This is a genomic window from Arsukibacterium sp. (assembly GCF_041616895.1).
Taxonomy (GTDB): domain Bacteria; phylum Pseudomonadota; class Gammaproteobacteria; order Enterobacterales; family Alteromonadaceae; genus Alishewanella.
The window spans coordinates 1-25749 of record NZ_JBFJPY010000048.1; the positions used below are offsets into that span (position 1 = coordinate 1).

20 protein-coding genes are annotated in these 25749 nt (G+C 47.8%); 15 read left to right on the top strand and 5 right to left on the bottom strand.

Translation table 11 applies throughout. The annotated features are described in order from the left end of the window. Together ABY802_RS09720 and ABY802_RS09725 are read left to right on the top strand one after the other, a co-directional pair. The coding region (locus ABY802_RS09720; protein ID WP_372626836.1) for an L-lactate permease at nucleotides 1-298 on the top strand (298 nt) is incomplete at its 5' end. Nucleotides 299-339: 41 nt separating this feature from the next. Beyond that, the gene (locus ABY802_RS09725; RefSeq protein ID WP_372626837.1) at nucleotides 340-600 is read left to right on the top strand and encodes a DUF2007 domain-containing protein; all 261 of its coding nucleotides are present in this window, start codon (nucleotides 340-342) and stop codon (nucleotides 598-600) included. Between the two features lie 21 nt (nucleotides 601-621). On the opposite strand, the gene ABY802_RS09730 is transcribed toward ABY802_RS09725, so the two are convergent. The 3 genes from ABY802_RS09730 to pabB form a co-directional block, all read right to left on the bottom strand. After that, nucleotides 622-2004: an L-serine ammonia-lyase gene (locus ABY802_RS09730; RefSeq protein WP_372626838.1), complete on the bottom strand. Its 1383-nt coding sequence runs from the start codon at nucleotides 2002-2004 to the stop codon at nucleotides 622-624. Between the two features lie 146 nt (nucleotides 2005-2150). After that, nucleotides 2151-2753, bottom strand: a complete 603-nt coding sequence (locus tag ABY802_RS09735) for a CoA pyrophosphatase (protein WP_372626839.1) — start codon at nucleotides 2751-2753, stop codon at nucleotides 2151-2153. Further along, nucleotides 2743-4143 (bottom strand): aminodeoxychorismate synthase component I, encoded by a 1401-nt coding sequence (gene pabB, locus ABY802_RS09740; protein ID WP_372626840.1) that lies wholly within the window; start codon nucleotides 4141-4143, stop codon nucleotides 2743-2745. Before pabB ends, ABY802_RS09735 begins: the two co-directional genes overlap by 11 nt. Nucleotides 4144-4240: 97 nt before the next feature. Here pabB and ABY802_RS09745 point away from each other — a divergent pair, with 97 nt between their 5' ends. The 10 genes from ABY802_RS09745 (at nucleotide 4241) to ABY802_RS09790 (ending at nucleotide 20953) form a co-directional block, all read left to right on the top strand. Then, nucleotides 4241-5773, top strand: a complete 1533-nt coding sequence (locus tag ABY802_RS09745) for a fumarate hydratase (protein WP_372626841.1) — start codon at nucleotides 4241-4243, stop codon at nucleotides 5771-5773. Nucleotides 5774-5843: 70 nt separating this feature from the next. Continuing rightward, entirely contained in the window at nucleotides 5844-7862 is a 2019-nt protein-coding gene (locus ABY802_RS09750; protein ID WP_372626842.1) for a prolyl oligopeptidase family serine peptidase, read from the top strand. 71 nt (nucleotides 7863-7933) lie between these two features. Next, complete coding sequence (bktB, locus tag ABY802_RS09755; RefSeq protein ID WP_372626843.1) at nucleotides 7934-9130, top strand: beta-ketothiolase BktB; 1197 nt, start codon at nucleotides 7934-7936, stop codon at nucleotides 9128-9130. A gap of 142 nt (nucleotides 9131-9272) precedes the next feature. Beyond that, nucleotides 9273-11741, top strand: a complete 2469-nt coding sequence (locus ABY802_RS09760) for a S8 family serine peptidase (RefSeq protein WP_372626844.1) — start codon at nucleotides 9273-9275, stop codon at nucleotides 11739-11741. Nucleotides 11742-11973: 232 nt separating this feature from the next. Further along, complete coding sequence (locus ABY802_RS09765; RefSeq protein ID WP_372626845.1) at nucleotides 11974-12789, top strand: DUF6689 family protein; 816 nt, start codon at nucleotides 11974-11976, stop codon at nucleotides 12787-12789. 8 nt (nucleotides 12790-12797) lie between these two features. Further along, nucleotides 12798-13646 (top strand): GAF domain-containing protein, encoded by an 849-nt coding sequence (locus ABY802_RS09770; RefSeq protein WP_372626846.1) that lies wholly within the window; start codon nucleotides 12798-12800, stop codon nucleotides 13644-13646. A 27-nt stretch (nucleotides 13647-13673) separates the two neighbouring features. Beyond that, nucleotides 13674-17021 carry a tetratricopeptide repeat protein gene (locus ABY802_RS09775; protein WP_372626847.1) on the top strand — a complete coding sequence of 1116 codons (3348 nt, stop codon included), beginning with the start codon at nucleotides 13674-13676 and terminating at the stop codon, nucleotides 17019-17021. Next, nucleotides 17011-17742 carry a sensor histidine kinase gene (locus ABY802_RS09780; RefSeq protein WP_372626848.1) on the top strand — a complete coding sequence of 244 codons (732 nt, stop codon included), beginning with the start codon at nucleotides 17011-17013 and terminating at the stop codon, nucleotides 17740-17742. Before ABY802_RS09775 ends, ABY802_RS09780 begins: the two co-directional genes overlap by 11 nt. After that, nucleotides 17739-18377 (top strand): response regulator, encoded by a 639-nt coding sequence (locus tag ABY802_RS09785; protein ID WP_372626849.1) that lies wholly within the window; start codon nucleotides 17739-17741, stop codon nucleotides 18375-18377. Before ABY802_RS09780 ends, ABY802_RS09785 begins: the two co-directional genes overlap by 4 nt. 110 nt (nucleotides 18378-18487) lie before the next feature. Next, nucleotides 18488-20953: a S8 family serine peptidase gene (locus tag ABY802_RS09790; protein ID WP_372626850.1), complete on the top strand. Its 2466-nt coding sequence runs from the start codon at nucleotides 18488-18490 to the stop codon at nucleotides 20951-20953. A gap of 60 nt (nucleotides 20954-21013) precedes the next feature. Here ABY802_RS09790 and ABY802_RS09795 read toward each other — a convergent pair whose 3' ends face one another. Continuing rightward, complete coding sequence (locus ABY802_RS09795) at nucleotides 21014-21661, bottom strand: DsbA family oxidoreductase (protein WP_372626851.1); 648 nt, start codon at nucleotides 21659-21661, stop codon at nucleotides 21014-21016. Between the two features lie 75 nt (nucleotides 21662-21736). After that, the gene (locus ABY802_RS09800) at nucleotides 21737-22606 is read right to left on the bottom strand and encodes a LysR family transcriptional regulator (RefSeq protein ID WP_372626852.1); all 870 of its coding nucleotides are present in this window, start codon (nucleotides 22604-22606) and stop codon (nucleotides 21737-21739) included. Between the two features lie 306 nt (nucleotides 22607-22912). Here ABY802_RS09800 and ABY802_RS09805 point away from each other — a divergent pair, with 306 nt between their 5' ends. The 3 genes from ABY802_RS09805 to ABY802_RS09815 all read left to right on the top strand — a co-directional run. Beyond that, nucleotides 22913-24025: an S-(hydroxymethyl)glutathione dehydrogenase/class III alcohol dehydrogenase gene (locus tag ABY802_RS09805; RefSeq protein WP_372626855.1), complete on the top strand. Its 1113-nt coding sequence runs from the start codon at nucleotides 22913-22915 to the stop codon at nucleotides 24023-24025. 264 nt (nucleotides 24026-24289) lie between these two features. Continuing rightward, on the top strand, nucleotides 24290-25141 hold the full coding sequence (fghA, locus tag ABY802_RS09810; RefSeq protein WP_372626853.1) for an S-formylglutathione hydrolase: 852 nt from the start codon (nucleotides 24290-24292) through the stop codon (nucleotides 25139-25141). 256 nt (nucleotides 25142-25397) lie between these two features. Next, the coding region (locus tag ABY802_RS09815; protein ID WP_372626854.1) for an HIT family protein at nucleotides 25398-25749 on the top strand (352 nt) is incomplete at its 3' end.

A 25749-nucleotide genomic window follows, 5' to 3' on the forward strand; every position in this document is an offset into this window, starting at 1 on the left:
GCCCTTTGTTGGCGCACTCGGCTCTTTTATTGCGGGTTCTGCCACTTTTTCTAACCTGATGTTTGGCAGTTTTCAGCAGGCCATGGCCACAGAGGCTGGTTTACCTTTCTCTCTGACCTTAGCGTTGCAAATGTTAGGTGCTAATGCCGGCAATATGATATGCGTGGTTAATGTGGTCGCTGCCGCAAGTGTGGTAAATTTGCAGGGCAGAGAGGGCGATATCATTCGCTATACACTGGCGCCGATGTTGTTTTATTGCGCCGCGGCAAGTATGGTAGCGTGGTTATTTTTCGTTTAGAGCGGATTAGGTAAGGCTGTCACAAACCGCTTAAGGAAAGCATGAAAATTATTTTTAAAGCCAACGATATTCTCGAAGCGCACATCGTCGCTGGTATGTTGCATTCTTATGGCATTGAAGCTCACGTGGGTGGCCATTACCTGCAAGGTGCGGTAGGCGACGTTGCGCCGCTGGGTATTGCCAATATCCTGGTGCAGGATGAAGACAGTGAGCAGGCGGAAAAGATTGTTGCTGAATATCAGAATAATACTGAAAGCCAGAGCGAACCGGACGATCCGCTGCTGGCAACCGAAGCTGACTAACCTTAGTTAGTCATGACGCCATTAGCATTCAATAATATTAACCGCCAGGCCACCGCGTGAGGTTTCCTTATACTTGGTTTGCATATCGCGACCGGTATCCCACATGGTTTTAATCACTTTATCCAGCGACACTTTCTGATCGCCGCTGCCACGAAGCGCCAGGCGTGAAGCGTTAATCGCTTTAATTGAACCCATGGCATTGCGCTCAATACAGGGCACCTGCACTAAACCACCCACCGGATCGCAGGTTAAGCCTAAGTTATGCTCCATACCAATTTCTGCCGCGTTTTCGACATGCAGTGGGGTGCCACCTTGTATTTCGGTCAATGCTGCTGCCGCCATGGAACACGCCACGCCAACTTCACCCTGACAACCCACTTCAGCACCAGAAATAGAGGCATTTTTCTTATATAAAATACCAATTGCGGCAGCAGTGAGCAGATAGCGGGTGGCAATTTCAGGGCTCACTGGTTGAATAAACTTATCATAGTACATCAGCACCGCCGGGATAATACCGGCCGCGCCGTTAGTGGGGGCAGTAACCACCCGGCCTCCGGCAGCATTCTCTTCGTTAACCGCTAAAGCAAACAGGTTAACCCAGTCCATTACCTGCAACGGGTCATTACTTTTTTCACTGATCAGCCGTTTATACAAGGCAGAGGCGCGACGTTTCACTTTTAATCCACCGGGTAAAATACCCTCGGTTTTAATGCCGCGGTCAATACAGGCGCGCATGGTTAACCAGATATTATTCAGCTCGCTCTCAATTTTTACCGGACTGCGTAACACTTTCTCATTCTCCAGCATTAAACTGGAAATCGACAGGCCATGCTCTTTGCATAGTGCCAGTAACTCAGCACCAGACTCAAAGGGGTATGGCGGTGGGTTATCAGCAGCAAACTGGCTGGCAGCCTCTTTTTCTTTGACAAAGTCTTCGGCTTTGACAATAAAGCCACCACCAATGGAAAAATACACTTCACGTAATAATTCATTCTTATTACTGTCAAAAGCCACCAGCTCCATACCATTGGAGTGTTCTTTTAGGGTTTTACGCCGGTGAAACACAATGGCGCCGTCACGTGGAAATTTAACACTCTGACTTTGCGCCAGCTGCAATTTCTGGCTGTCGTGCACCTGCTTTAACAAGCCATCGATAGTATCCGGGTCAATCGTCTCCGGTAAGTAGCCTGATAACCCCAGGATCACCGCTTTGCCGGTACCATGGCCAATACCGGTTTGACCCAGCGAGCCATACAATTCTACTTTAACGCTGGCTACTTTCTCCAGCAGCGAACCTTCGCTCAAGTTATCGGTAAATTTTTTGGCGGCACGCATTGGGCCAACAGTGTGCGAACTGGAAGGGCCAATACCAATACTGAACATGTCAAAAGCACTGATAATCATATTGGGTATCTATTCGTTTATTTTATGAAATTGCGGCTATTGTAACGGAAGCGGGCCACTACTGTAAGCCGGGTGGTAACTGGCCGGGTGTTATTACCAAATGTATTGCGTAATGACCAAACCGGACCCGTAGTATTATGTTTACACTATGTGAGTTGCAAACAGAGCTGATGCATAATGGCGGCAGTGGCGCCCCAGATAAACTTATCCTGGTAAGGCATAAAATGCAGATCGCGGGTTTTACCCCGCAAGGTTAGCGAGAGCTGATGGCGGTTTTGCTCTGGTAAAAAGTGACTAAGCGGTACTTCAAACACTGCCGCCACTTCGGATACCTGCAATTGAAAGCTCCGTTGCGGGCGCATAATGCCAACCCAGGGGTCAATAATAAAACCGGTTGTGGTGTCTTGCGCCGGTAACCGGCCCAGCAGGGTGACTTCAGTGCTGGCCAGGCCGATTTCTTCTTCCGCCTCACGCAGTGCCGCAGCGTAGCTGGTTTCCTCAGGCTCTATCCGCCCACCGGGGAAACTAATTTGCCCCGGGTGATGGCGCAGGTGTAACGCGCGCTGGGTAAATAATACCTTAAGATGATCGCCATAATCGACAATTGGTACCAGCACCGCAGCATGTTGTGGTGCCATCTGCATTCCATCTGCTAACGGTACCGGGCCTTTTTGCACCGGTAGCGGCTTGGCTGGGGCTAAAGTACTGCGGGTTAATACAAAACGGCTGCAAAAATGATCAGCCAACATTAGTTTTATCCTCAGTGCTATTGAGCTCAGCTAATACTGGCAAAATTTTATTTACCTTATCCAAGGTTTCCTGATATTCACTATCAGCTTGTGAGTCGGCAACAATGCCGCCACCGGCCCAGCAATGGATCACGTCTTCGCTACAAACCAGGGTACGGATGGCAATATTGGTGTCCATATCGCCATTGTTATTAATATAACCAATAGCACCGCAATACACTGAGCGCCGGTGCGGCTCGAGCTGTTCAATAATTTTCATGGCAGCTACTTTGGGCGCACCGGTAATAGAGCCGCCCGGAAAGGCACCACGTAGTAAGTCGCAGGAACTGTATTGTGCTGCTAACTGACCGGTAACGGTACTGACTAAATGATGTACCGCCGGAAAACTCTCTATTGCAAACAATGCTGGCACTTTTACCGAACCGACCGTACATACTTTACCCAGGTCGTTTCTGAGCAAATCAACGATCATCACGTTTTCAGCCCGATCTTTCTCTGCGTGCTGCAACTGCTCTGCGGCTTGCTGGTCAAGTTGTGGGTTGCTGTGGCGGGGTCGTGTGCCCTTAATTGGTTTAGTTTCCACCTGAGCATTTTTTAACTGTAAAAAACGCTCAGGTGAAATACTTAGCACCGCGCCTTGCTCTAACCGGATAAAAGCAGAAAACGGTGCCGCATTGGCCTGGCGTAGCGCCAGATAAGCCTGCCATTCATCGCCTTTGTAGCCTGCGCTAAAGCGTTGCGCCAAATTTATCTGGTAGCAGTTGCCGTTTAACAAATGCTGCTGAATTTGCGCAAAACGCTCGTTATATTGTTGCTGACCGATATTGGATTGCCAGTCGCCATTCAGTTTAAATGGCGCTGCAACAAGGTTCTGGCGTAACTGGTGCTGAATTAATTGCCAGCGCGCCTCTGCATCGCCGTGATAATCTACGCACCACAGCTGTTGCTGCTGTTTATCGAATATCAGCGCCCAGCTATACAGCCCTACTGCCATATCCGGTAGCGAGATATCATGCTCGCTTAGTGAGGGCAATTTTTCCAGGTAACGGCCTAGATCGTAGCCAAAGTAACCCAAGGCGCCACCGGTAAAAGGCAGCTCGCTGCTTAACGGTGCTGGAAAGTAACGTTTAAGGGCACAGTCCAGCACGGTAAACGGGTCCTGCGGGTAGTCATGGCTGCCGTGCTCATCGCGTAAACAGGTGATGCCATTGGTTGCCGTCAGGGTCGCCACGGGCTGAGTCACCATGATTTGGTACCGACTATTCGGATGATCACTGGCGGCAGAGTCGAGCAACATGGCCCAGGGTTGATCGGCAAAATGGCTGAAAATAGTAGCCAGGTCTGCTGGCCCGGCATCTGGAATGGATTGCGGAATTAAATACTGCTGCATAGAATGGCTAGCCGCTGTTTTCGATGCGCGCTATCATACCAGCACAGGTTGCAATAGTTAATGATTAAGCCACTAACGGCATTAGAGGAAAGTAAGCATGACGGTAATTCGCCAACAAGACTTTATCGAGAGCATTGAAGATGCGCTGCAGTATATCTCGTATTATCATCCGCTGGATTTTATTCAGGCGCTGGAGCAGGCTTACCATAAAGAACAAAACAAAGCCGCCAAAGATGCTATTGCGCAAATTCTGATCAACTCGCGAATGTCGGCCGAGGGCCATCGGCCCATTTGTCAGGACACCGGTATTGTCACCTGTTTTGTTAAAATAGGCATGGACGTTAAATGGGATAAAACCGATTTAACCGTACAGCAAATGGTTGACGAAGGCACTCGCCGTGCCTATTTAAACCCCGACAACCCGTTGCGCGCTTCTATTGTTGCTGACCCGGCTGGCGGGCGTAAAAATACCAAAGACAACACACCTTCGGTAGTGCACATCGATTTAGTTGCCGGGCATCATGTGGAAGTCATGATTGCTGCCAAAGGCGGCGGCTCTGAAAATAAAACCAAGATGGCGATGCTAAACCCGTCAGATTCTATTGTTGACTGGGTGCTGGAAACCCTACCCAAAATGGGCGCTGGTTGGTGCCCGCCAGGTATGTTAGGTATAGGCATTGGCGGTACTGCAGAAAAAGCTGCGGTGCTGGCCAAAGAAGCACTGATGGAACCGGTTGATATTCAAGAGCTTATAGCCAAAGGCGCCGAAACAGCTGATGAAAAACTACGCTTAGAGCTGTATGAAAAAGTGAACAAACTGGGGATTGGCGCTCAGGGTTTAGGCGGTTTAACCACGGTGGTTGATGTCAAAATTAACAGCGTACCGACGCATGCTGCCAGCTTGCCGGTGGTGATGATCCCGAATTGTGCTGCCACCCGCCATTTACATTTTCATTTGGATGGCAGTGGCCCGGCCGATATTAAACCGCCAAAACTGGAAGACTGGCCAGAAGTAACCTGGGAGCTTGGTGAAAAGGTGCGGCGGGTTAACCTTAATACGGTGACTCCTGAAGATGTGCAAAGCTGGCAGGCTGGCGAAACCGTATTGTTAAGCGGAAAAATGCTGACCGGACGGGATGCCGCGCATAAACGGATTGCCGATATGCTAAATAAAGGCGAAGGCTTGCCGGAAGGTGTAGACCTGAAAAACCGTTTTATTTATTACGTTGGCCCGGTAGATGCGGTACGTGATGAAGTGGTTGGCCCGGCAGGCCCGACGACTGCAACCCGGATGGATAAATTTACCGAGATGATGTTATCGCAAACCGGATTGCTAGGCATGATTGGTAAGTCAGAGCGCGGTGATTTAACGGTTGAGAGTATTAAAAAGCATAAGGCAGTGTATTTAATGGCGGTAGGGGGGGCTGCTTATCTGGTATCGAGAGCCATTAAAAAATCGCGGGTGGTGGCGTTTGCCGATTTAGGTATGGAAGCCATTTATGAGTTTGACGTGGAAGATATGCCGGTAACGGTTGCGGTAGACTCGAACGGTAATAACGTGCATAAACAGGGCCCGGCAATTTGGAAAGCCAATATTGCCGAGCTGGACGCCAAACTAAAAGCAAAATAATAACGATATTAAAGCGCTGGGGTATCCCGGCGCTTTGCTTTGACTTTAATCATCCGAAAGGGGAGCGAACATGAAATACTCACTGATGCTGCTAAGCGCCTTGGCGGCAGCACCTCTGGCCGCCAAACAGCCGTTAACAGTGGAACACCTGAACCAGTTTAATAAAATTTCGGCGCTGAGCTTGTCAAACGATGGCCGTTATCTGGCCTATAGTCAGACTAACGGCGGTTATGAGCCGGCAGACACCAGCAGTGATATTTACCTGAAAGACTTGTTACAAAACAGCCCGGCGCAACGTTTAACCCAAACAGATGCCAGTGAGCGGGCATTGGCGTTTAGCCAGGATGGCCAGGCGTTATATTTTATTGCCAATCGCAGTGGCAGTAATCAGGTATGGCGCTTGCCACTCAAAGGTGGTGAGGCACTGCAGGTTACCGATTTACCTTTGCCGGTTGAAGGCTTTAAAGTGGCTGCCGACGGCAAAACCCTGGCACTGGCACTGGCTGTATTGCCGGGCTGTGCCACCTTACAATGTACTGTCGATGCAAAAGCCGCTGAACAAGAACGTAAAGACAGTGCTCTGGTTTACGACAGCCTGATGGTTCGGCACTGGGATCATTGGCGCACACCTTATCGTAGCCAGTTACATGTCGCGGCAATAGGTGAAGGTAGGGTAACCGATGCCAAAAACCTGATCAGCGATTGGGATACCGATATTGCCGGTATGGATCAGGTAGCATTTACCCCGGATAACCAGCATATCGTGTTCAGTGCCAAAGCGCCTGGCGTCGATCAGGCCTGGCATACTAATTATGATATTTTTCAGGTATCTGTTAATGGTGGCGAGAAGGTTAATTTAACCGCAGATAATAAAGCCTGGGATGCCAACCCCAAATTCTCTGCTGATGGCCGTTTTATGGCGTATTTAGCCATGACTAAGCCTGGCGCGGAAGCCGACCGGTTTGGCTTAATGTTGCTGGATATGGTGACCGGGCAGCGCAAAGAGCTGGCGGCAGACTTTGACCGCTCGGTCAGTGATTATCAGTTTGGCAGTGACAACCGCACCCTTTATGTTACGGCACAGGATCTGGGCCAATATAGTATTTTTGCCATCAACACCAGTTTTGGTGATGTTCGTAAGGTATTCAGCAATGGCTATGCTGGCAACTTGCAGGTGGCCAGCGATAAACTGGTGTTTAGCAATCACCGGCTGGATATGCCCACTGAAATTTTTCAACTGAGCACCGATGGCAGTCAGTTAACTCAACTTACCGATATTAATGCCAAATGGCGTGAGCAGGTGCAATTTGGTGATTACGAGCAGTTCAGCTTTAAAGGTGCCAATGATGCCACCGTTTATGGTTATCTGGTAAAACCGTGGAATTTTGATGCCAGCAAAAAGTATCCGATGGCGTTCTTAGTGCACGGCGGGCCGCAGGGTAGCTTTGGCAATATGTTTAATGAGCGTTGGAATGCCCAGATGTACGCTGCTCAGGGATATGCGGTAGTAATGGTCGATTTTCACGGCTCAACTGGTTACGGTCAGGCGTTTACTGATGCTATTAGCCGTGATTGGGGGGGGAAACCATTAGAAGATCTGAAAAAAGGCTTTGACTATATTGTTAGCGCACAACCCTGGATTGACGGCGATCGTGCCTGTGCGCTTGGTGCCTCTTATGGCGGCTATATGATGAACTGGATTGCCGGCAACTGGCCAACAGGCTTTAAATGCCTGGTAAACCATGCTGGTTTATACGATATGCCGAGCTTTTACGGCAGCACGGAAGAGCTGTGGTTCCCCGAGTATGACTTAGGTGGGCCGGCATGGCAGGAGGGCAGTGATTATCAGAAATTTAACCCTGCCGCACATGCCGATAAATGGCAAACACCGATGTTGGTGATCCATGGTTTAAAAGACTACCGGGTACCCTATGCCCAGGGTTTGGGTGCCTTTACCAACCTGCAGCGCAAAGGTATCGATTCGCGTCTGGTTATTTTCCCGGATGAAAATCATTGGATCTTAAATAAAGATAACCGGGTCCGCTGGTACAACGAAGTGTTTGCCTGGCTGGATAAATATACTAAATAGTCTGTTATCTTTTTCAAACCCCGCGAATCGCGGGGTTTTGCATTACAACGCAGTTGCGGCTGGGGCATAACATGCAAAATATACAATTAAGCGACATCGTGATTTTGGCCGGTGTCCGCACCGCTATCGGCAGTTTTGGTGGCAGTTTAGCCGGGTTAAGCCCGGCAGAGCTAGGCACAGTAGCGGCAAAAGAGACAATAAACCGCGCCGGTGTTTTACCAACAGATATCGACCATGCGGTGTTTGGCCACATTATTACCACCTGCGCCCAGGATGCTTACCTGGCGCGGCATATCGCACTGAACAGTGGCATGGCAGCGTCGTCTGCCGCTTTCAACGTCAACCGTTTATGTGGCTCTGGCGTACAGGCGGTGATCTCGGCTGCGCAAATGATCCAACTGGGTCAAAGTAAACTGGCGCTGGCTGGCGGTGCTGAAAGTATGAGTAACGGTGCTTATTTGCTACCTAATGCCCGGCGTGGCTTGCGGATGGGCCATAACAGTATTACCGATTTAACTTTGGGTATTTTATCTGACCCCTTTGGTAGTGGTCATATGGGCATTACCGCAGAAACGGTGGCCGCCCAGTATGGTTTTAGCCGTGCAGATCTTGATGCCTTCGCGCTTGAGAGCCAGCAACGGGCAGCGCATGCCCAGCAGCAGGGCTATTTTTCTGAACAGATCGTGCCGCTTAAGGTAAAAGCAGGGCGCACTGAGGTGCTGTTTAAGCTCGATGAGCATATTCGGTCCGACACCACTCTGGCTAGCTTAGCTAAGCTTAAACCAGCATTTAAAGCCGAGGGTTTGGTTACGGCCGGTAATGCCTCAGGCTTAAATGATGGCGCTGCCGCTGTGTTACTAACAACGATGGCAGAGGCGAGTCAACGCGGGTTAACACCCAGTGGCCGTTTGCTGGGCTATGCGTTTGCCGGAGTAGAGCCGGGTATAATGGGGCTGGGGCCAATAGCTGCTGTGCAGCAGGTATTGGCACAAAGCGGTTTAACAGTTGCCGATTTAGACGTGATTGAATCAAACGAAGCCTTTGCAGCTCAGGCGCTGGCGGTTAGCCAAACCCTGGGCTTTGATCCGGCAAAAGTAAACCCGAATGGCGGCGCTATCGCCATGGGCCACCCGGTTGGCGCCACCGGCACCATTTTAATTATTAAACTGCTGGCAGAGCTCAAGCGCACAGGTGGCCGTTATGGTCTGGTTACTATGTGCATTGGCGGTGGGCAGGGTGTCGCTTTATTACTGGAGACGCTTAACTAGTCGCCATGCTTATTATATTTAGCTAGGGGGTTTTACCTATCAACTTGGGGGTTAAGCCTGATGTATTACTCTCTAACAATTATCGCAAAGTAGGGTCTAGGTTGTGCATCAGACACAACGCTGAATAAACCAGGAGAACCCTATGCTTTATCGTAAACTATCTAATACTTTACTCACAGTGGCGCTTGCAGGCTTTTCGCTGTCCGTATCGGCTCAAGCCGTGATTGGCTCACATTTAACTGAAAAATTGCAAACGCTGCCAAGCACAGAGCAATTGATGGTTGTCGTGACGTACGATCAGCTTGACCCCCTGAATACCTCGCAGCTACAGCGTTTGATCGATTTAGGCATTACCCAGGCAGTGCAATTTCAATCATTGCCTATTATTGGGGTGATGGTTAATCCGGCTCAAATTAATCAAATAAGTAACATGACGGATGTTCGCTCGGTATTTCTGAACCGTCAGCTAGAATATTTTAACGCTGAAGCACGCGAACTAACAGGTGTCGACCGCGCACAATCAACAGAATACATTGCGCGCAATGGCTTAAGCTACACCGGCAAAGGTGTCACTGTCATGGTGCATGATTCCGGTATTGATGCCACTTTAGATGACTTAGCTTTCGGCAGTAAAACAGTACAAAATGTACAGGCAGTGACTAATGCCCAGGCGATCCGTTTAGCAGGTGTTTCTGGCGTGTTAATTGAAAACCAGCTTAATACCGACACTAACTCTGGCCACGGCACCCATGTTGCCGGCACCATTGGCGGCTTCGGTAGTCATTCTGACGGCAAGTATAAAGGGGTAGCCGTTGATGCTGATCTGGTTGGTTATGGTTCAGGCGGTGCTATCGCGATTTTAGATGCATTGGGTGGCTTTGATTACGCCATTACCCGGGTGTTCGATTTCAGAAGCCCGATTCGGGTGATCAGTAACTCGTGGGGCAGTAGCGGCGCTTATGAGCCATCAGGTCCTATCAGTGTTGCCTCTTACAAAGCGTATAAGTTAGGTATTTTAACGGTATTTGCAGCCGGAAACTCTGGCCCGGGTGAGGATACTCATAACCCATATGCTCAAATTCCTTGGGGAATATCCGTTGGTGCCGGGACTAAAAGTGGTGATCTGATTGGCTTCTCATCACGGGGTTCTCGCTTTGAAACTGGCGATTTCACCATGCCGGATGGCACTGAGTGGACTTACCGCAACGAGGTGACGGTTGTCGCTCCGGGTGTTGATATCATTTCAAGCCGGGCTAAAACCAACCTGGCTGCCAATGGTGGTGAGGCCGACCTGGAAGCGATCGAACCTGAATATCTGCCGTTTTATACAATGATCTCGGGCACATCAATGGCAACGCCGCATGTGTCAGGTATTGTCGCCATGATGCTTGAAGCAAATCCAGAATTGCAACCACTCGATGTAAAACGCATTTTGCAAGAAACAGCTACTAACATGCCAGGTTATGAGCCGTTTGAAGTCGGTGCTGGCTATGTTAATGCTTATGCTGCAGTGGCTGCTGCATTGGGTGAAAAAGAGGGTTATCGCGCTACGGTCAATAACATTAATACCTTTAACGCCAATGCGCTGGTTCGTCCAGCTGATGAGTCAGTTCCTTTTGAGGTGTTATTTTCACCAGTGGGTGAAACTGAGGAATTCAGTTTCCAGGTGGGTGCTGACGTGACTCGCATCTCAGCTTCGGCGACACCTTTAGCCAATACTGTGAAATTAAAACTGACGAGCCCCAGTGGTCAGGAATACCTTGGAAGCCTTTCTACTCCCGCGTTAAGTGATGTGACCAAAGTGTCAGCGCCTGGTGAAGAGGGCACCTGGACACTGTCAGTATTTGGCTTAACTTCGCTATCGGGGGTAAATCCGGATCCACTGGGTTTGACAAACGGTCCTGGCGTACCTGAGTTTATCAGTGGCAATATAGATTTCTTGCTGACTGATGGTTTTACTGGCTTGGACGATATCAACGGCCATCCAGCTGAAAATGCGATTAAATATGCGGTAAGCGAACGGTTAGTCGACAGCTTTAACAGTAAAGTATTTAAACCCGACAATAACTTGAAACGTGGTGAACTTGCACAGTATCTGGTAATGGGCGCATCTATTCGTCAATATCGTGCTCATTTAAATGAGCCAACTGTAGAAACATCAGATCGTATTGCAAGTGCGGTGAAACCGTTTGCTGATGCGGTGCTGGTTTCGGGAGGAGCGTTAAAAGACCGTACTCAGCAGCAAAGTGCAACCTTACCTTTGCAAAATGGTAGTTTTAATGCAAATGGCACGGTAAGCCGCTCAGTGCTAGCCTTTGCAATGGTGCAAGCCTTGGGTTTAGAGCAAACTGCCGGCGAGTTCAGTGGTGATATTACTGTCGACTATCGCGGTCAACGGGTGCCGGTACTGGATAGCCAGGACATTCCAGCCGAGATGCGTGGTCATGTACAAATGGCGTTAGAGCTGAGCCTGATGAACGTGCGATTTGCCATCGAGCAAGGGCCGTTTGAGCTGGAGCCGCGTCTGGTTGCGTACTTTGAACCACAAAGAACGGTTAAACGTGCTGAGTATGCCGTTTCGGCAGGAGCCTTAGCCGATTACTACTTCTAGTTACAGATAGCAAAGTTAAAAGGCAACGTAAGTTGCCTTTTTTTTGGTTTTGGATTTAAGGTTAACTCTGGGGGATATCCCCTATATATTTTTCCGGGAGAATGCTGCAGTATCGTGGTTAACAAATGTACAGTATTATAAGCAACAGTTCTTTGCTGGTCCGTTATTGCACAATGCGTTGCGCCTGGACTATTGTACTGGCAACTGAATAAAGATTAAGTTGGAGTAGTTTATGCTGAAAAGATTATTACTTGGCTGTACCCTACTTTTTAGTAGTTTAGCGCTGCAGGCGAACAGTTTCCCGGTTACTATCAATGGTAACAGCGCCGAAACCACTATTACTTTACCAGGTGGTTATGAAGTAGATGTAGCACTGACTTTTGAAAACGTAATGGGCTTAACGGCGCAAAACCTTAACATCACTGCTTATCTTGCTGATCCGTTGTCAGCTAATATGCTAAATCGGTTACCGAATAACTTTATCACCTTACAGACAGCCTTTCCGCTGGTAGTGCGAATAGAACCCCTGACCGACAGTGGTTTCAGTTTTTCCGGCCCGCTAACCATTGATTTGCATACCCATAACTTACAATATAGTGTTAATACACCATTGCGATTGTATAAATCTCATGCCGGTGCTGCATTTGAAGATATCACCATAGCAACTGGAGCGGGCAGTATTCGGGCTAAAGGCCAAATGGGAAATTTATCTGATTTTATTATTGTTGCTGATTTACGGCCAATGGCTTTAGTTGCAAACGACAAAGCGCAAAAATTAGATGGGTTACTAAATAGTTTTTCCAACCAAATCTCGCCTGAATTATTAGCACCATTACAAAATAAGGTCTCTGACATCCTTGTGTTAGTGCAGGCCGGCAACTATAAGCTTGCTTTAGCACAAAGCAAACAGTTTCAGCAATTGATCAGCGCCGCAAGTGCTGAGCAAATGCCTGATGTCTGGCGCTCTGCTCGCGATGTTGATAACGTCTCTGGCATGTTGTCAGCGGCGAATGCCACACTGGCGTACTCGCTTCGTTTGTCGCTGTAACAATAAATATGCCTGCCCAACTTATTGTTATTACCCCCAAACGTGCTGCAGAGCAGGTTATTGTCGCAGACCAGTCAAGTTATTTGATTGGTCGCGCTGCTGACAATGATATTGTCATTGCTGAACCTTCTGTATCTCGTCAGCATGCCCGCTTAACGCATGAAGAACAACTTTGGCTGATGAATGACTTAAACAGTGTAAATGGCTTACGCAGCAATGGTCTGCAACAGCAATGCTGCTTTCTAGAAGATGGTGCTTTGGTATTGGTTGGTAATGTCCCTGTACTTTTTCAACAACTTGGAACCCAACAATTACAGCAGATCCTGCAATATGACGGCTGGCGTAAGCAACAAGCCCGGCAAATTCAGCAACAAAGCCTGGCAAAGCACGATGCTGATATTAATGATCTGTTATCTCAGGCACTAACCTTATGCCAAATGGATCGTGCTGCCATATTATTGGGTTGTGAGTTATCTTCCTTAAAACTTCACAGCAGTGTAGGGGTGAGTAAGACGGCTCGTGAAGGGGCAACTTTCTTTGGTAGTCTTGGTGCTTTACAAACGGCAATCGGGTGCGAAACGCTGATTGTCAATGATATTTCACAGCATCAAGCCTTGTCACAAAGGGCGAGTGTTAAACGAAACAATTTGTCTGCTTTGGCCTGTATGCCCTTGATTTGCCAAGGCCAGCTACTAGGTCTTTTTTATATTGACAGTCAGCAGCCAAGTAAATTTTTATCATCACTTGATGTAGAGCTGTTACAAACCTTGGTTGAAAGTATCAGTTTGTATCTGTTAAGCCAACAAATTGACCAGCAACTGCATTATATCTCGCTAAATAGTCGGCAAATTAGCTAAAAACCATTAGTATAGAAGCATAGCCCTATGTTTTTCAGAGGCACGCTGTTGGTTAATGCTATCGATGTCACTCAAGCACTCCCTTCGGTTACCGGTTTTAATGTCGGTGATGTTCTGGTAGCGCGCTTTGAGTTGATCCGTTTACTGGGGAATGGTAGCAATGGCAGTGTGTTTTTAGCAGATGATTTGCACTTGGGCTGTCAAGTTGCGCTAAAAATACTGCATAAACAAGCCTTAGAAGAAACTGCTGCAGTTGATAAAGTCCGTCAGGAAATTTTGTTAGCACGCACCATAACGCATCCTAATGTTATCCGGGTTCATGATTTTTATCTAACGGCTGAATGCGCGTTTTTTACCATGGACTACATTGATGGCAAGAGCCTGGCCCAAGTTAATTTGGCAGACAGCACAAACGCTGAATACATTGCTCAAAAGCTGGGATCACAATTAATTGATGCGGTTGAGGCTATACACCAACAAGGTATTATTCATTGCGATATTAACCCGCAGAATATTCTGGTTGATGATAAACAACGTTTGTACTTACTTGACCTTGGCCTGGCGGGAGCCATTACTGAATTAACACACCAATGCTGTACACCTGCCTACAGTGCACCCGAAATACTGCAAAACGCGAGTCATACTAAGCAGAGCGACTATTATGCCATTGCGTCGACCTTATTCCAGCTTCTGACAAATCAGCTACCTTTTAATCAAACAGAGCTGGCAGGCCAATTGACTGCAAAATTACACAGTCAGGTCTCTCTTAGTCACATTGAAAAACACTTTCCGCGATGGCGCGCTTTTTTTGTGCAGAACCTGGCCGTTTATCCGCAGCAACGCTGCCAAAATGCCAGTGAATTGCGCCAGCTATGGTTAAACCCGAATGAAACCAGCAGAATGTCTGGTGGCATGAAACTATCAATTAGCGTGCTAAGCGCAGTCTTGCTAAGTGTACTGTTGTGGTTTGTTGTCAGCGAGTGGCCGACTGAGCCAGGCACAGAGCAGAGCACTTCGCCGTCTTTGGCAGCGCCAATGGCGTTAGCTATTCTCCCTGCCGCAATTCAACAACAGGATGCGCAACACCGGGCAATAGCGAATTTAGTTGAACAGGTTATTAACGAGCAGCTTCGCTCCAGAAATATCCGGGTTATTCCTTTTGAACGGGTTGCGACAACGTTACAGCACCTTGGGCTTAGTCAACCACTAACGGATAAGCAATTGCAGGATCTGTCCAGTTTGTTAGGTGCTGACATTGTTTTGGCAAAGCAGCTTACATTGCTAAACAATAACGTAGAAATAGCATTTGAACTGAAAGATATGCGGCAGCCCCTGATGCCACTATTGTGGTCTGCCCGGCAAGCAGTGGTATTAGACAATATTTCTGGTGCTACTGTTGAGCAGGTTAATAACATGCTGTTGGCGCTGCAAACCAGGGAAACGCCGGGTGTTACTAATGCTGCAATATTGCCGGACGAGGCTCAGCAGCTTTACCAACAAGTGCTACTGGCAAGAGCTGCAAATTCTGAAGAGGATTATCTGGCCGCGTTAAAACAATTTCAACAACAGTTTCCGCAGCTGGCAACAGGCTTTTTGTTGGCCGCCGAATGGCATGAGCAACAACAGAATTGGTTGCAGGCTGAGACAGCCTATGCTGAAGCGGTCAAGTTATCGGCGTTAAATAGTTTTGAGTATTTACTATCGAGTGCGCGTTTGGCCTTGTTGCAAGAGCGTCCCGCTCAAGCTGATTCTCATTATCAAAAATTGGTAGCGGCCAAACCTTTTGATACCGAGTTGACGATGGAGTATGTCGATTTTTTAACGGTACAAAGCCGGTTTTCTGACGCTATTGGGCAACTCCATCAGATATCACAAGTTGATAAAACCAATCCTGATATTTTTCTGCAGCTGGGTAAATTGGCTATCAGAACTGGAGATATAAACCGGGCGGTTGATGAGTACTTATTGCAGGCTCAGGTGTTGTTTGGCCGTCTTAAACATAAAGCGGGTTTAGCGGATACCCTGAACGCCGTTGGTGTCGCCATGCAACGCCAGGGAAAGTTTGCTGAGGCCGCACCTTATTACGAGCAATCTTTAAGCTTATTTGAGCAAATGAGCGACATTAATGGCATGGCAAAAGCCTCGTCTAATTTAGGTTTTGTACAGTTTCTGACCGGAGATTTTACTCTGTCGCAGCATTCTTTGGAATTAGCATTGCAATATTACCGACAGGTTAATGACCGCTATGGTTTGGCAGTGACGACTGATTATTTGGGTTTTCTGGAGGAAGAAAAAGGTGAATATCGGTTAGCACAAGGCTATTTTAACGATGCTTTTAGTATTAGAACTCAGCTTGGTGATAGCTGGGAGTTAACAGCAAGCCTGATTAACTTGGGTTATATCTATTTTGTATTATCAGAGTTTGAGCAATCTCAAGTTTACCTGAAACAGGCAGAGCAAACGGCGGTTGCCAATAACGACGCATTAAATTTGCTTAAAGTACGTCAAGTGTTAGCGCAGCTGAAGATCCAACAAGGAGAATGGGGCCAGGCTTTTCGACTGTTTAAAACATCCAGTGATGATGCAGCAAGTTTAGGCCTTACCGAAGAGAAGTTAATTGCGGATGCGTTTCTGGCAAAACTGGCCAGCTTGCAAGGTAATTTTTCCCAAGGTGAGCAACAATTACTGGCATTTATAGAGCAGGCACGTAATCAACAATATGCCAAGGCTGCCATTGAGTTTCAATTATGGCTGGCAGAGCTATATCAGTATGCTGCCCAATATGACAAGGCTGCTGAACAGATTGCTGTAATGGCTTCACCTGACTTTTATCCCAGCAACAATGAGCAACGTCAGACGCTGAAGTTATTAATGGTGCAGCAACTGCTGGCAGCAGGGCAAACCTCCAACGCTCAGCAGGAGCTTAGGCAATTACAACAACAGTTAACATTGCAGCCTATACCCCGGTTGGAGCTGCGAGCTTTTATTGCCCAACAGCATATTAATTTTTTGACCAACCTTACTATCGATACATTGCCTAAAGAATACGAACAGATTATGCGTCATCATGTACCAGAACGATTACTCTGGTTAGAGCTGCAAGCCATGCTTGCAGTAAAGGATGATAACCGGGAGTTGGTTGGACAATTACTTAACCAGGCGTTGCCGTTATTGCGCAGAGCCACCAGTTATTGGCGAAGTTTTGCCTTTGAATATATGCAACAGTATTTTAACCGCACTGAACACACAGTAAAGCCACCCGGTATGGGCTCTATGGTAGAGTTGCAACGGGTGCTGCAACACGTCCCTGCTCAATATCATGAAGCGATGATTAACCGTGAAAATGCGATGGTGCAAAAAGCTGATGGCCAATAAGCAGCAACAAGATATTCATTTGCAGCTAACTAAACTGAATATGCAGCAAAAACAGCTGCAAATTCAGCTCAGGGAAAATAATCTGCGAATGCAACAGATTCTGCGCCGGGTATGGCAGCTTAATGATAAAACCCAAAAGCGTATCGCTAATGATTTACATGATGGTGTAGGGCAGTTATTAACTGCATTAGTTAACACGCTGGCGACAACAGATTTCAGTGCAGATCAACAACACCGTGCGCTTGCGTTAGCCGAGCTCGCGCTGAAAGACACCAGGCAAATCTCGCGGTTATTGCGCCCGCCAGTGCTTGACGATTTAGGCTTACAAGCAGCATTAAAATGGCTGATACGCCAACTGACAGCAAGTAGCCCACAGTTAACCATTCGTTTAGTTATTGCGGAAGACTTACAACTTGATGAAGAGCTACAAGTGATGGTATTCCGGGTGTGTCAGGAAGCGTTAACCAATACGGTGAAATATGCGCAGGCGGTGCAGGCGGTGGTAACCATTACTCAGCAGCAACAGCTATTAACAATGAACATTTGCGACGATGGTGTCGGTTTTGAGTTAAATGAGCAGGCGCAACAAGGGGTAGGGATCAGTAGTATGCAAGATAGGGCTATTTCTTTTGGCGGGCGCTGTATTATTGAGGCTGCGCCATCTCACGGCTGTAGCATTACTATAACTGTACCCTTAAAACCGGAGCAGGGGCTAGCATGATAAGTGTCTTAGTAGCAGATGATCACGATATCGTTCGACAGGGCTTGGTGAGTATCATTGAACAAGCGGATGACTGTAAGGTGGTGGGCCAGGCCATTGACGGTGTTGAGGCACTGGCGCTGTTGGAGCAATTAGCACCCAACGTTTTGGTGGTAGACATCAGTATGCCAAAAATAAACGGCCTTGAGGTGGTTCGCCAGGCGAGCTTGCGCTTTAAGCAAAGTCAGATTTTAGTGCTGACCATGCATGAAGAAGAAGAGTATGTAATTCATATGGTACGTGCGGGTGCCAGCGGTTATTTAGTTAAATCCAGCGCCAGCCAGCATTTACTCTCAGCAATCAGACAACTGGCGATCGGTAAAACCTATTATGGCCAATTTGCTTCCCAGGTGTTGGCTGAGCAATATCGTAACCCAAATGAGAACCTTGATGATCCTTATAAAAACCTTACTGAACGTGAGCGAGAGGTATTTCATTTAGTCATTTCGGGCGCCTCTACCAAGGATATTGCCAGAGTGTTGGATATCAGTGTTAAAACCGCAGAAAACCATCGTGGCAAAGTGTTAGAAAAGTTGAAAATGCATAATTCGATTGAGTTGGTCAGGTATGCAGCAAAAAAAGGCTTACTTGATTAGCGTAATGAAGTAGGTAGAAAAGCCTCCCGGGCTAGGGGTAAGCCCCTATGTGTCTGTTGTAAACGCTGTGTAATGCTTGGTTAGAGCTTCATCATCTGACCGAGGAACACATGAAAATTAAAACTAAACTTACTCTACTGTCATTCTCGTTAGCTTTTGGCATGGCGGCAAGCAGCCTGAATGCTAAAACGCTGGATCCACTCCTTTCTGATATGTTGCAGCATGCTTCTGCTGACGCTTTGCATCAGGTTATTATTACCTTTGATCAAAAAGGTGCACCTACCCAGGAGCAGCTAAATATGCTGACTAATCTTCGGGTTAGCGGAGTTAGCTTGCATAATTTACCGATAGTAGGGGCGCTGGCAACGGCCGAACAAATTCAGCAAATTTATGCTCGCGATGATGTGCTGTCTGTTTGGCATAACGCAGAATTAACGTTGGAAAACAACGAATCAACCGCAATCACTGGGGTACAGGCGCTACGTGCTGATCGAGGCTTACGCAGTGGCGGTGTACCTTTCTCCGGTCGTGGCATTGGCGTCGTTGTTAATGATTCTGGCGTAGATGGCTCACACGCTGATATCCGTTTCCCACAACACGTGGTGCAAAACGTGTTGGCACAGACCAATTTGAACAGTTTTTCGGGTATTTTGCCAATTACCTATCAGGAAAATGTTGAGAATACCGATATCGCCGGTGGTCATGGTTCTCATGTCGCCGGTATTATCGGCGCTAATGGCGCCCAGTCTTCTGGCAAATATGCTGGTGTAGCCCCTGGTGCGAAAATTATCGGTTATGGCTCTGGTGCCGGGTTATTTATTCTGGATACCTTAGGCGGTTTTGACTATGCACTTACTCAGCAATTTACCTACAACATCCGGGTGATCTCAAATTCATTTGGTAACACTGGCGACGTTGGTACCGATTTTAACCCGGATGATCCAACTAATGTCGCGACTAAGGCTTTATCTGACAATGGTGTAATAGTGGTATTCTCAGCAGGTAATTCTGGCTCGGGTGAATCTACCATTACCGGTAACTTTAAAAAGGCCCCCTGGGTGGTGACAGTTGCTGCTGGTGATAAAACCGGCGCCTTAGCAGGTTTCAGTTCACGGGGTACCAAAGGTAATGGCGGCGAAGTCGTTGTTGACGGTGAGACGCTCCAGTGGATAGATGAGCCAACGATTACTGCGCCAGGTGTTGATGTGGTATCAGTTCGTGCGTCGCTATCAAGCTTAAGCGCACTGAGCTTGGCCGATGATAGTGAACAAATAGAACCGCAACACTTACCTTACTATACCCTGAGCAGCGGCACGTCTATGTCAGCGCCGCACGTTTCTGGTGTGGTGGCACTGATGTTAGAGGCTAACCCCAGTTTAAACTGGCGCGAAGTAAAACAAATTTTACGCGATACCGCGACCAATATGTCTGGTCGTGAATCGTGGGAAGTGGGAGCAGGCTATGTTAACGCTCATGCTGCAGTGCAAGCCGCTGTTGCCATGGATAATCGCTTTGGTGCTACGGTTAAACAAAACCGGCAGTTTAATGCCAGTGCATCTACCTCTATAGCGTCCGACAGAACAGTACCCGTCAGCTTTGATCCGGTGGGTGAACCGCAAGTTGAAACCTTTGAGGTTGATTCTGATATTTCTTTAGTCAGTGTTAAAGCTCGGGTGAGTTCTAATTCAGTTGCTCTTGTGCTGGAAGATCCTGCAGGTAATCGATATGGATCTGGGGTTGCCTTGCCGGTATTGGGTGAAAACATCGGTTTGTCAGCACCGGGTATGGCCGGAACCTGGAAATTATACGCCCGCGGTGTGGGTAGTTTAAGTGGTGTGGCATTAGATCCACTCGGCGTGACCAACGGTTATGGAGTGCCAGGCACCATTAATGCCCAGTTGAAACTGGTTCGTACCGATGGCTTTGTTGGTTTGGATGATGTGGTAGGACATCCTGCCCAGGGTTTTATTGAATTTGCCGTCTCTGAGCAGTTAATGGATGGTTTAAGTTTCGGTTTTGACCCTGATGCAATTGTCACCAAAGCGCAGCTGGCTGATGCGATGATGTTAGCGGGTGCAGTACGTCAGAGTAACACCGGCGATCAAGTTGTCTTTACTGATACCGACAAAGACAATGCAGCTGCCGTCCATGCAGTATCACGTAAAGGCTCAGCGTTAAAAGATTTAGATTTTGCCCAACAACCGGTGGTAAAAGCCGCATCTGCCTCAACCTTTGGTGTTAATACAAAAGTGTCACGCGCTGAGCTCGCTTATTCGTTAGTACAAACCCTGGCAAAACAGGCTGACGCTGCAAACTTCAACCCTGCAGCTAATGTTAAAGTATTCGCCTTTAATCAGTGGATTGATGTGGCCGATAGCGCTTTGATCAAGCCGGAGTTAAAAGGTTACGTGCAAAAAGCACTGGATTTGGGACTAATGACCGTTAAATTTAATTTAACTCAGGGACCATTTGATCCTGAGCCAGTGATCAGTGCTCATTTCCGGGCAAATGAAAATGTGAGTCGCGCAGGCTTGGCGATGTCGCTAACAACCTTACATCAGCTAATGGCACAATAACACAAAAACCTCATTACCAATTTGGTGCAACCACAACAGCGATATGCTGTTGTGGTTTTTTTAATTTACTGATTCGCTGTGAATTTGCTGCAAACTGGCTGCCAGTTGCTGTGGCTCCTGTGCCCCGGAAATCAGATATTTATTATTAATGATAAAGGCCGGTACTGACGATATGCCGGCTTGCTGATATTTGGCAATATCTTTGCTGACAATATCGGCATAATCGTCTTTCGCTAAAATAGCCAGCGCCTCTGATTTATCTAGGCCGGCTTGCTCTGCACAACTGGCTAATACTGCAGCATCAGAAACGTCTTGCGCTTCACCAAAATACGCATCAAATAATGCCAGCTTCATGGCGGTTGCTTTATCCTCGGTCGCTGCCCACTTTACCAGGCGGTGCGCATCGAAAGTATTGCAGGTGGTGCGTTGTTGCAATTTACTAAAGTTCAGTCCTAAGTCGGTCGCAACTTGCATAATATGCTGCTGTGCCTGGCGCATTTCAGCTTCACTTTTACCATATTTGCGCGCCAGCGCAGGTAAAATGGGTTCCTTGGGTGAGTCTTTGTTTGGATCCAGCTCAAAGGCATGCCACTCCAGCTCCACCTTCAGCTCAGGAATCGTTTTCAAAGCTTGCTGTAGTCGGGCATAGCCAATTGCACACCAAGGGCAGGCAATATCTGATACTAAATCAATTTTTAACGCTGTCATGCGATACTTCCTTAATATTTACTGAGGTAATAACCTATCGATGTTGCAAAAACGTGTGGGCATAAGACAACAATTTCAACCTAATTGCTCCGCCAGGTAGTCAACCAATACCCGCACTTTGGCCGATAAATGGCGGTTTTGCGGATATATCGCCCAAATACCATCTTCCGGTTGACGCAATTCGTTTAGCACCGCAATCAGTTCGCCTGTTTGCAGTTTATCCAACAGGTAGTAATCGGGTAGTTGCACCAGCCCTAAACCTTTTAATGCGGCATCACGTAATGCTACACCACTATTGCAGATGATCCGGCCTTGTGGTTTAAACTGCAGGCTTTTGCCCTGATCGGTAAAACGCCATTGGTTTACGGTGCCAGTAAGACATTGGTGCTGTGATAGCGCAGCAATACTGTCGGGTGTGCCATATTTTGCTAAATAGATTGGCGACGCCACTACATACTGGGTGCGGTTAGCCAATTTACGGGCGATCAGGCTGGAGCTTTCCAAGGTACCGAGCCTGATAGCTAAATCAAAGCCGCCCTGGATTAAATCGAGCTTGGAATTGGAGAGGTGTAAATCCAGCTCAGTATCCGGATATTGCTTCAAAAAATTATGCAGCAGCGGCGCAATACGGGTTTCTCCATAAAATACCGGCGCTGTCAGTTTAATTAAACCGCGAGGCGTTGCCTTCAAATTTGCCAGGGTACGGTTAGCTTCTTCCAGGCCGCTGACCAAATGCCGACAATGTTGCAAATACAACTGGCCCTCTTCGGTTAAGCTAACGCTGCGGGTAGTGCGGTACAGCAGCTTAATGGCCAGCTGCTGCTCCAATTCGGCAATGTTGCGGCTTACTTGTGCCACTGACATCGCCAGCTTTTTTGCCGCTTTGGTAAAACTGTGGTGATCGGCCACCGCAACAAATTCACTAATACCTGTCCAATGTTTCATTTTTTCCCTGAAGTATCTGGTCCAGGCTGCTTGCGTTAACATAACGTGACTCTGGTAAGGCAGCGGTTGGAACCCCGTTTTGGTTGCCACAGAGTGTCTGAGTGAGCGCGCCAGCGTGAGCGAGTTGCTGTGGCAAGCCAGGGCGGGCGTTGCAACGCAAGCTGCCTATCGACTTACTATTGTATATATACAAAACTAATTTGCAGTTTAACCGCATTAACATTGATATGGAAATAATAGAAAGCACGTTATAGTTATAACCGTTATTAAAAGCTTAGTCTTATCAAATAAGGACACCGTATGAAGATGATTAAAACCCGTGCCGCTGTTGCCTGGGGCCCCGGCCAGCCATTATCGATTGAAGAAGTGGATTTAATGCCACCGCAAAAGGGCGAAGTGTTGGTGAAAATTGTGGCGACCGGGGTTTGTCATACTGATGCTTTTACCTTATCGGGTGAAGATCCGGAAGGGATTTTCCCGGCGATTTTAGGTCATGAAGGTGGCGGTATTGTTGAGGCCGTGGGCGAGGGCGTAACCTCAGTTGCGGTGGGTGATCATGTTATTCCGTTGTATACCCCTGAGTGTGGCAAATGTAAGTTTTGTTTATCGGGTAAAACCAACCTGTGTCAGGCTATTCGCGCGACCCAGGGCAAAGGTTTAATGCCGGATGGCACTACCCGGTTTTCAAAAGATGGTAAGCCGATTTATCACTATATGGGCACGTCGACGTTTTCTGAATACACGGTGCTGCCAGAGATTTCACTGGCAAAAATTAACAAAGAAGCGCCACTGGAAAAAGTTTGCCTGCTCGGCTGTGGTGTTACCACTGGCATGGGCGCAGTGATGAATACCGCTAAGGTAAAAGAAGGTGATACCGTAGCGGTATTTGGCCTGGGTGGTATAGGTTTATCGGCTATTATTGGCGCAGTGATGGCCAAAGCCAGCCGGATTATCGCGATTGATATTAATGAAGACAAGTTTGATATTGCCAAAAAGCTGGGTGCGACTGATGTGGTAAACCCGAAGCAGTTCGATAAGCCGATTCAGGAAGTGATTGTTGAAATGACTGATGGCGGCGTCGACTTCTCGTTTGAGTGTATTGGTAATGTAAATGTCATGCGCTCAGCACTGGAGTGCTGCCATAAAGGCTGGGGCGAATCGGTCATTATCGGTGTGGCGGGTGCCGGCCAGGAAATTTCTACCCGACCATTTCAGTTGGTTACCGGCCGGGTTTGGCGCGGTACCGCTTTTGGTGGCGTAAAAGGCCGCAGCGAACTACCCGATTATGTGGAGCGCTATTTGCAGGGTGAGTTTGAGCTGGATACCTTTATTACTCACACTATGCCATTGGAGCGGATTAACGAAGCCTTTGATTTAATGCACGAAGGTAAGTCAATCCGGACCGTGATTTATTTTTAATATTGTGGCCGTTTAGCAGATTAAGTCAGGCTTGCCCGATAATTTGGGGTAGCTAATATGCCGGAATAGAGACGGATTAGAACCCCGTTTTGGGCGCCACAGAGTGTCTGAGCGAGCGCGCAAGCGCGAACGACAAATTCGTCTGGAACGAATTTGAACAGCTTCAGCTGGCCTCTGGTGTCGGGCAGGATAACCCGGCATAGTTCTGTGGCGAGCCAGGGCGGGCGTTGTAATCGGTCTCTTTAACACATAACGAGACAACTTATGACAACTTCAGCATTAACCAAGGTTAGCGAACAACGTTGCTTTGGCGGTAAACAAATCCGCTTCAAACATCAGTCAGCTGTAACGAACTGTGAAATGCAGTTTTCGGTGTTTCTGCCGCCACAAGCTGAAACCGAAAAAGTACCAGCGTTATACTGGTTGTCGGGCCTGACTTGCACCGATGAAAATTTCTCGGCTAAGGCTGGGGCGCAGCGGGTGGCTGCCGAGCTGGGTATCGCGCTGATTATGCCTGACACCAGCCCGCGTGGCGATGACGTGCCGGATGATGAAAACGGCGCCTACGATTTTGGTCTGGGGGCCGGCTTTTATGTTAATGCTACCGAACAGCCCTATGCTAAACACTACCAGATGTATGACTACATTGTCTCCGAATTGCCGGCACTTATAGAGGCTGAATTACCTGTAACTGACAGGCGGGCAATTAGTGGCCACTCTATGGGCGGCCATGGTGCCTTGGTTATTGGTTTACGAAATCCTGATCGATACGTATCGATATCGGCGTTCTCACCTATTTGTAATCCACTAAATAGCCCATGGGGAATCAAGGCATTTAACGGCTATTTAGGCGATGATCAAAGCCAATGGATTCATTATGATGCTTCAGTTTTGCTGGCGAAAACCCAAAAAGCCAAGCCAATCCTGGTCGATCAGGGTACATCAGATAACTTTTACCCGCAGCAGCTGCGCACTGAAACCTTAATTACCGCGGCAGAGCAAAGCGGTGCTAAAGCGCAGATCCGACTGCAAGACCGCTATGACCACAGCTATTACTTTATCGCCAGCTTTATCGAGCAGCACCTGCGCTTTCACGCAAAATATTTGGCAAACTAACTTAAAAATTTGAAAAACGGCTGGAACCCCGTTTCGGTCGCCACAGAGTGTCTGAGCGAGCACGCTAGTGCGAGAGAGTTGCTGTGGCGAGCCGGGGCGGGTGTTGTAGCCAGTATTCTTTTTGAATTTACGAATTATGCTTGATTCCAGCCCGCGTTTTTGTTTTTCATCATCCAGGCCTATGCTGGTATTTTTGCTTTCGATACTGGCATAATCAACTACATTTGCTGTAACAGCCCGCAACAAGGAGCATTGCATGAGCTACGATACCAATAATATTTTCGCCAAAATTCTACGTGGCGAGATACCCAGTTTCAAACTGTATGAAGATGACTACACTCTGGCTTTTATGGATATTATGCCGCAGGCTGATGGTCATGCGCTGGTGATACCAAAATTTGAGGCCATGACTTTGCTGGATATTCCGGCAGATCAGCTTAGCCATACCATGACCACTGTGCAGAAAGTCATGGCTGCGCAAAAATCAGAGCTTGGTGTGGAAGGTGTTGTGTTAATGCAGCTGAACGGTGAGGGAGCAGGGCAGAGCGTACCGCACCTGCACTTTCATTTAATACCAACTCATTTGTCAAAGTTAAAGCGCCACGGCA

Coding starts and splice junctions, on each gene's coding strand:
- ABY802_RS09780 (WP_372626848.1), top strand. CDS start 17,011: ATGGCCAATAAGCAGCAACAAGATATTCATTTGCAGCTAACTAAACTG.
- ABY802_RS09725 (WP_372626837.1), top strand. CDS start 340: ATGAAAATTATTTTTAAAGCCAACGATATTCTCGAAGCGCACATCGTC.
- ABY802_RS09770 (WP_372626846.1), top strand. CDS start 12,798: ATGCCTGCCCAACTTATTGTTATTACCCCCAAACGTGCTGCAGAGCAG.
- ABY802_RS09750 (WP_372626842.1), top strand. CDS start 5,844: ATGAAATACTCACTGATGCTGCTAAGCGCCTTGGCGGCAGCACCTCTG.
- bktB (WP_372626843.1), top strand. CDS start 7,934: ATGCAAAATATACAATTAAGCGACATCGTGATTTTGGCCGGTGTCCGC.
- ABY802_RS09745 (WP_372626841.1), top strand. CDS start 4,241: ATGACGGTAATTCGCCAACAAGACTTTATCGAGAGCATTGAAGATGCG.
- pabB (WP_372626840.1), bottom strand. CDS start 4,143: ATGCAGCAGTATTTAATTCCGCAATCCATTCCAGATGCCGGGCCAGCA.
- fghA (WP_372626853.1), top strand. CDS start 24,290: ATGACAACTTCAGCATTAACCAAGGTTAGCGAACAACGTTGCTTTGGC.
- ABY802_RS09785 (WP_372626849.1), top strand. CDS start 17,739: ATGATAAGTGTCTTAGTAGCAGATGATCACGATATCGTTCGACAGGGC.
- ABY802_RS09800 (WP_372626852.1), bottom strand. CDS start 22,606: ATGAAACATTGGACAGGTATTAGTGAATTTGTTGCGGTGGCCGATCAC.
- ABY802_RS09775 (WP_372626847.1), top strand. CDS start 13,674: ATGTTTTTCAGAGGCACGCTGTTGGTTAATGCTATCGATGTCACTCAA.
- ABY802_RS09805 (WP_372626855.1), top strand. CDS start 22,913: ATGATTAAAACCCGTGCCGCTGTTGCCTGGGGCCCCGGCCAGCCATTA.
- ABY802_RS09730 (WP_372626838.1), bottom strand. CDS start 2,004: ATGATTATCAGTGCTTTTGACATGTTCAGTATTGGTATTGGCCCTTCC.
- ABY802_RS09760 (WP_372626844.1), top strand. CDS start 9,273: ATGCTTTATCGTAAACTATCTAATACTTTACTCACAGTGGCGCTTGCA.
- ABY802_RS09790 (WP_372626850.1), top strand. CDS start 18,488: ATGAAAATTAAAACTAAACTTACTCTACTGTCATTCTCGTTAGCTTTT.
- ABY802_RS09735 (WP_372626839.1), bottom strand. CDS start 2,753: ATGTTGGCTGATCATTTTTGCAGCCGTTTTGTATTAACCCGCAGTACT.
- ABY802_RS09765 (WP_372626845.1), top strand. CDS start 11,974: ATGCTGAAAAGATTATTACTTGGCTGTACCCTACTTTTTAGTAGTTTA.
- ABY802_RS09795 (WP_372626851.1), bottom strand. CDS start 21,661: ATGACAGCGTTAAAAATTGATTTAGTATCAGATATTGCCTGCCCTTGG.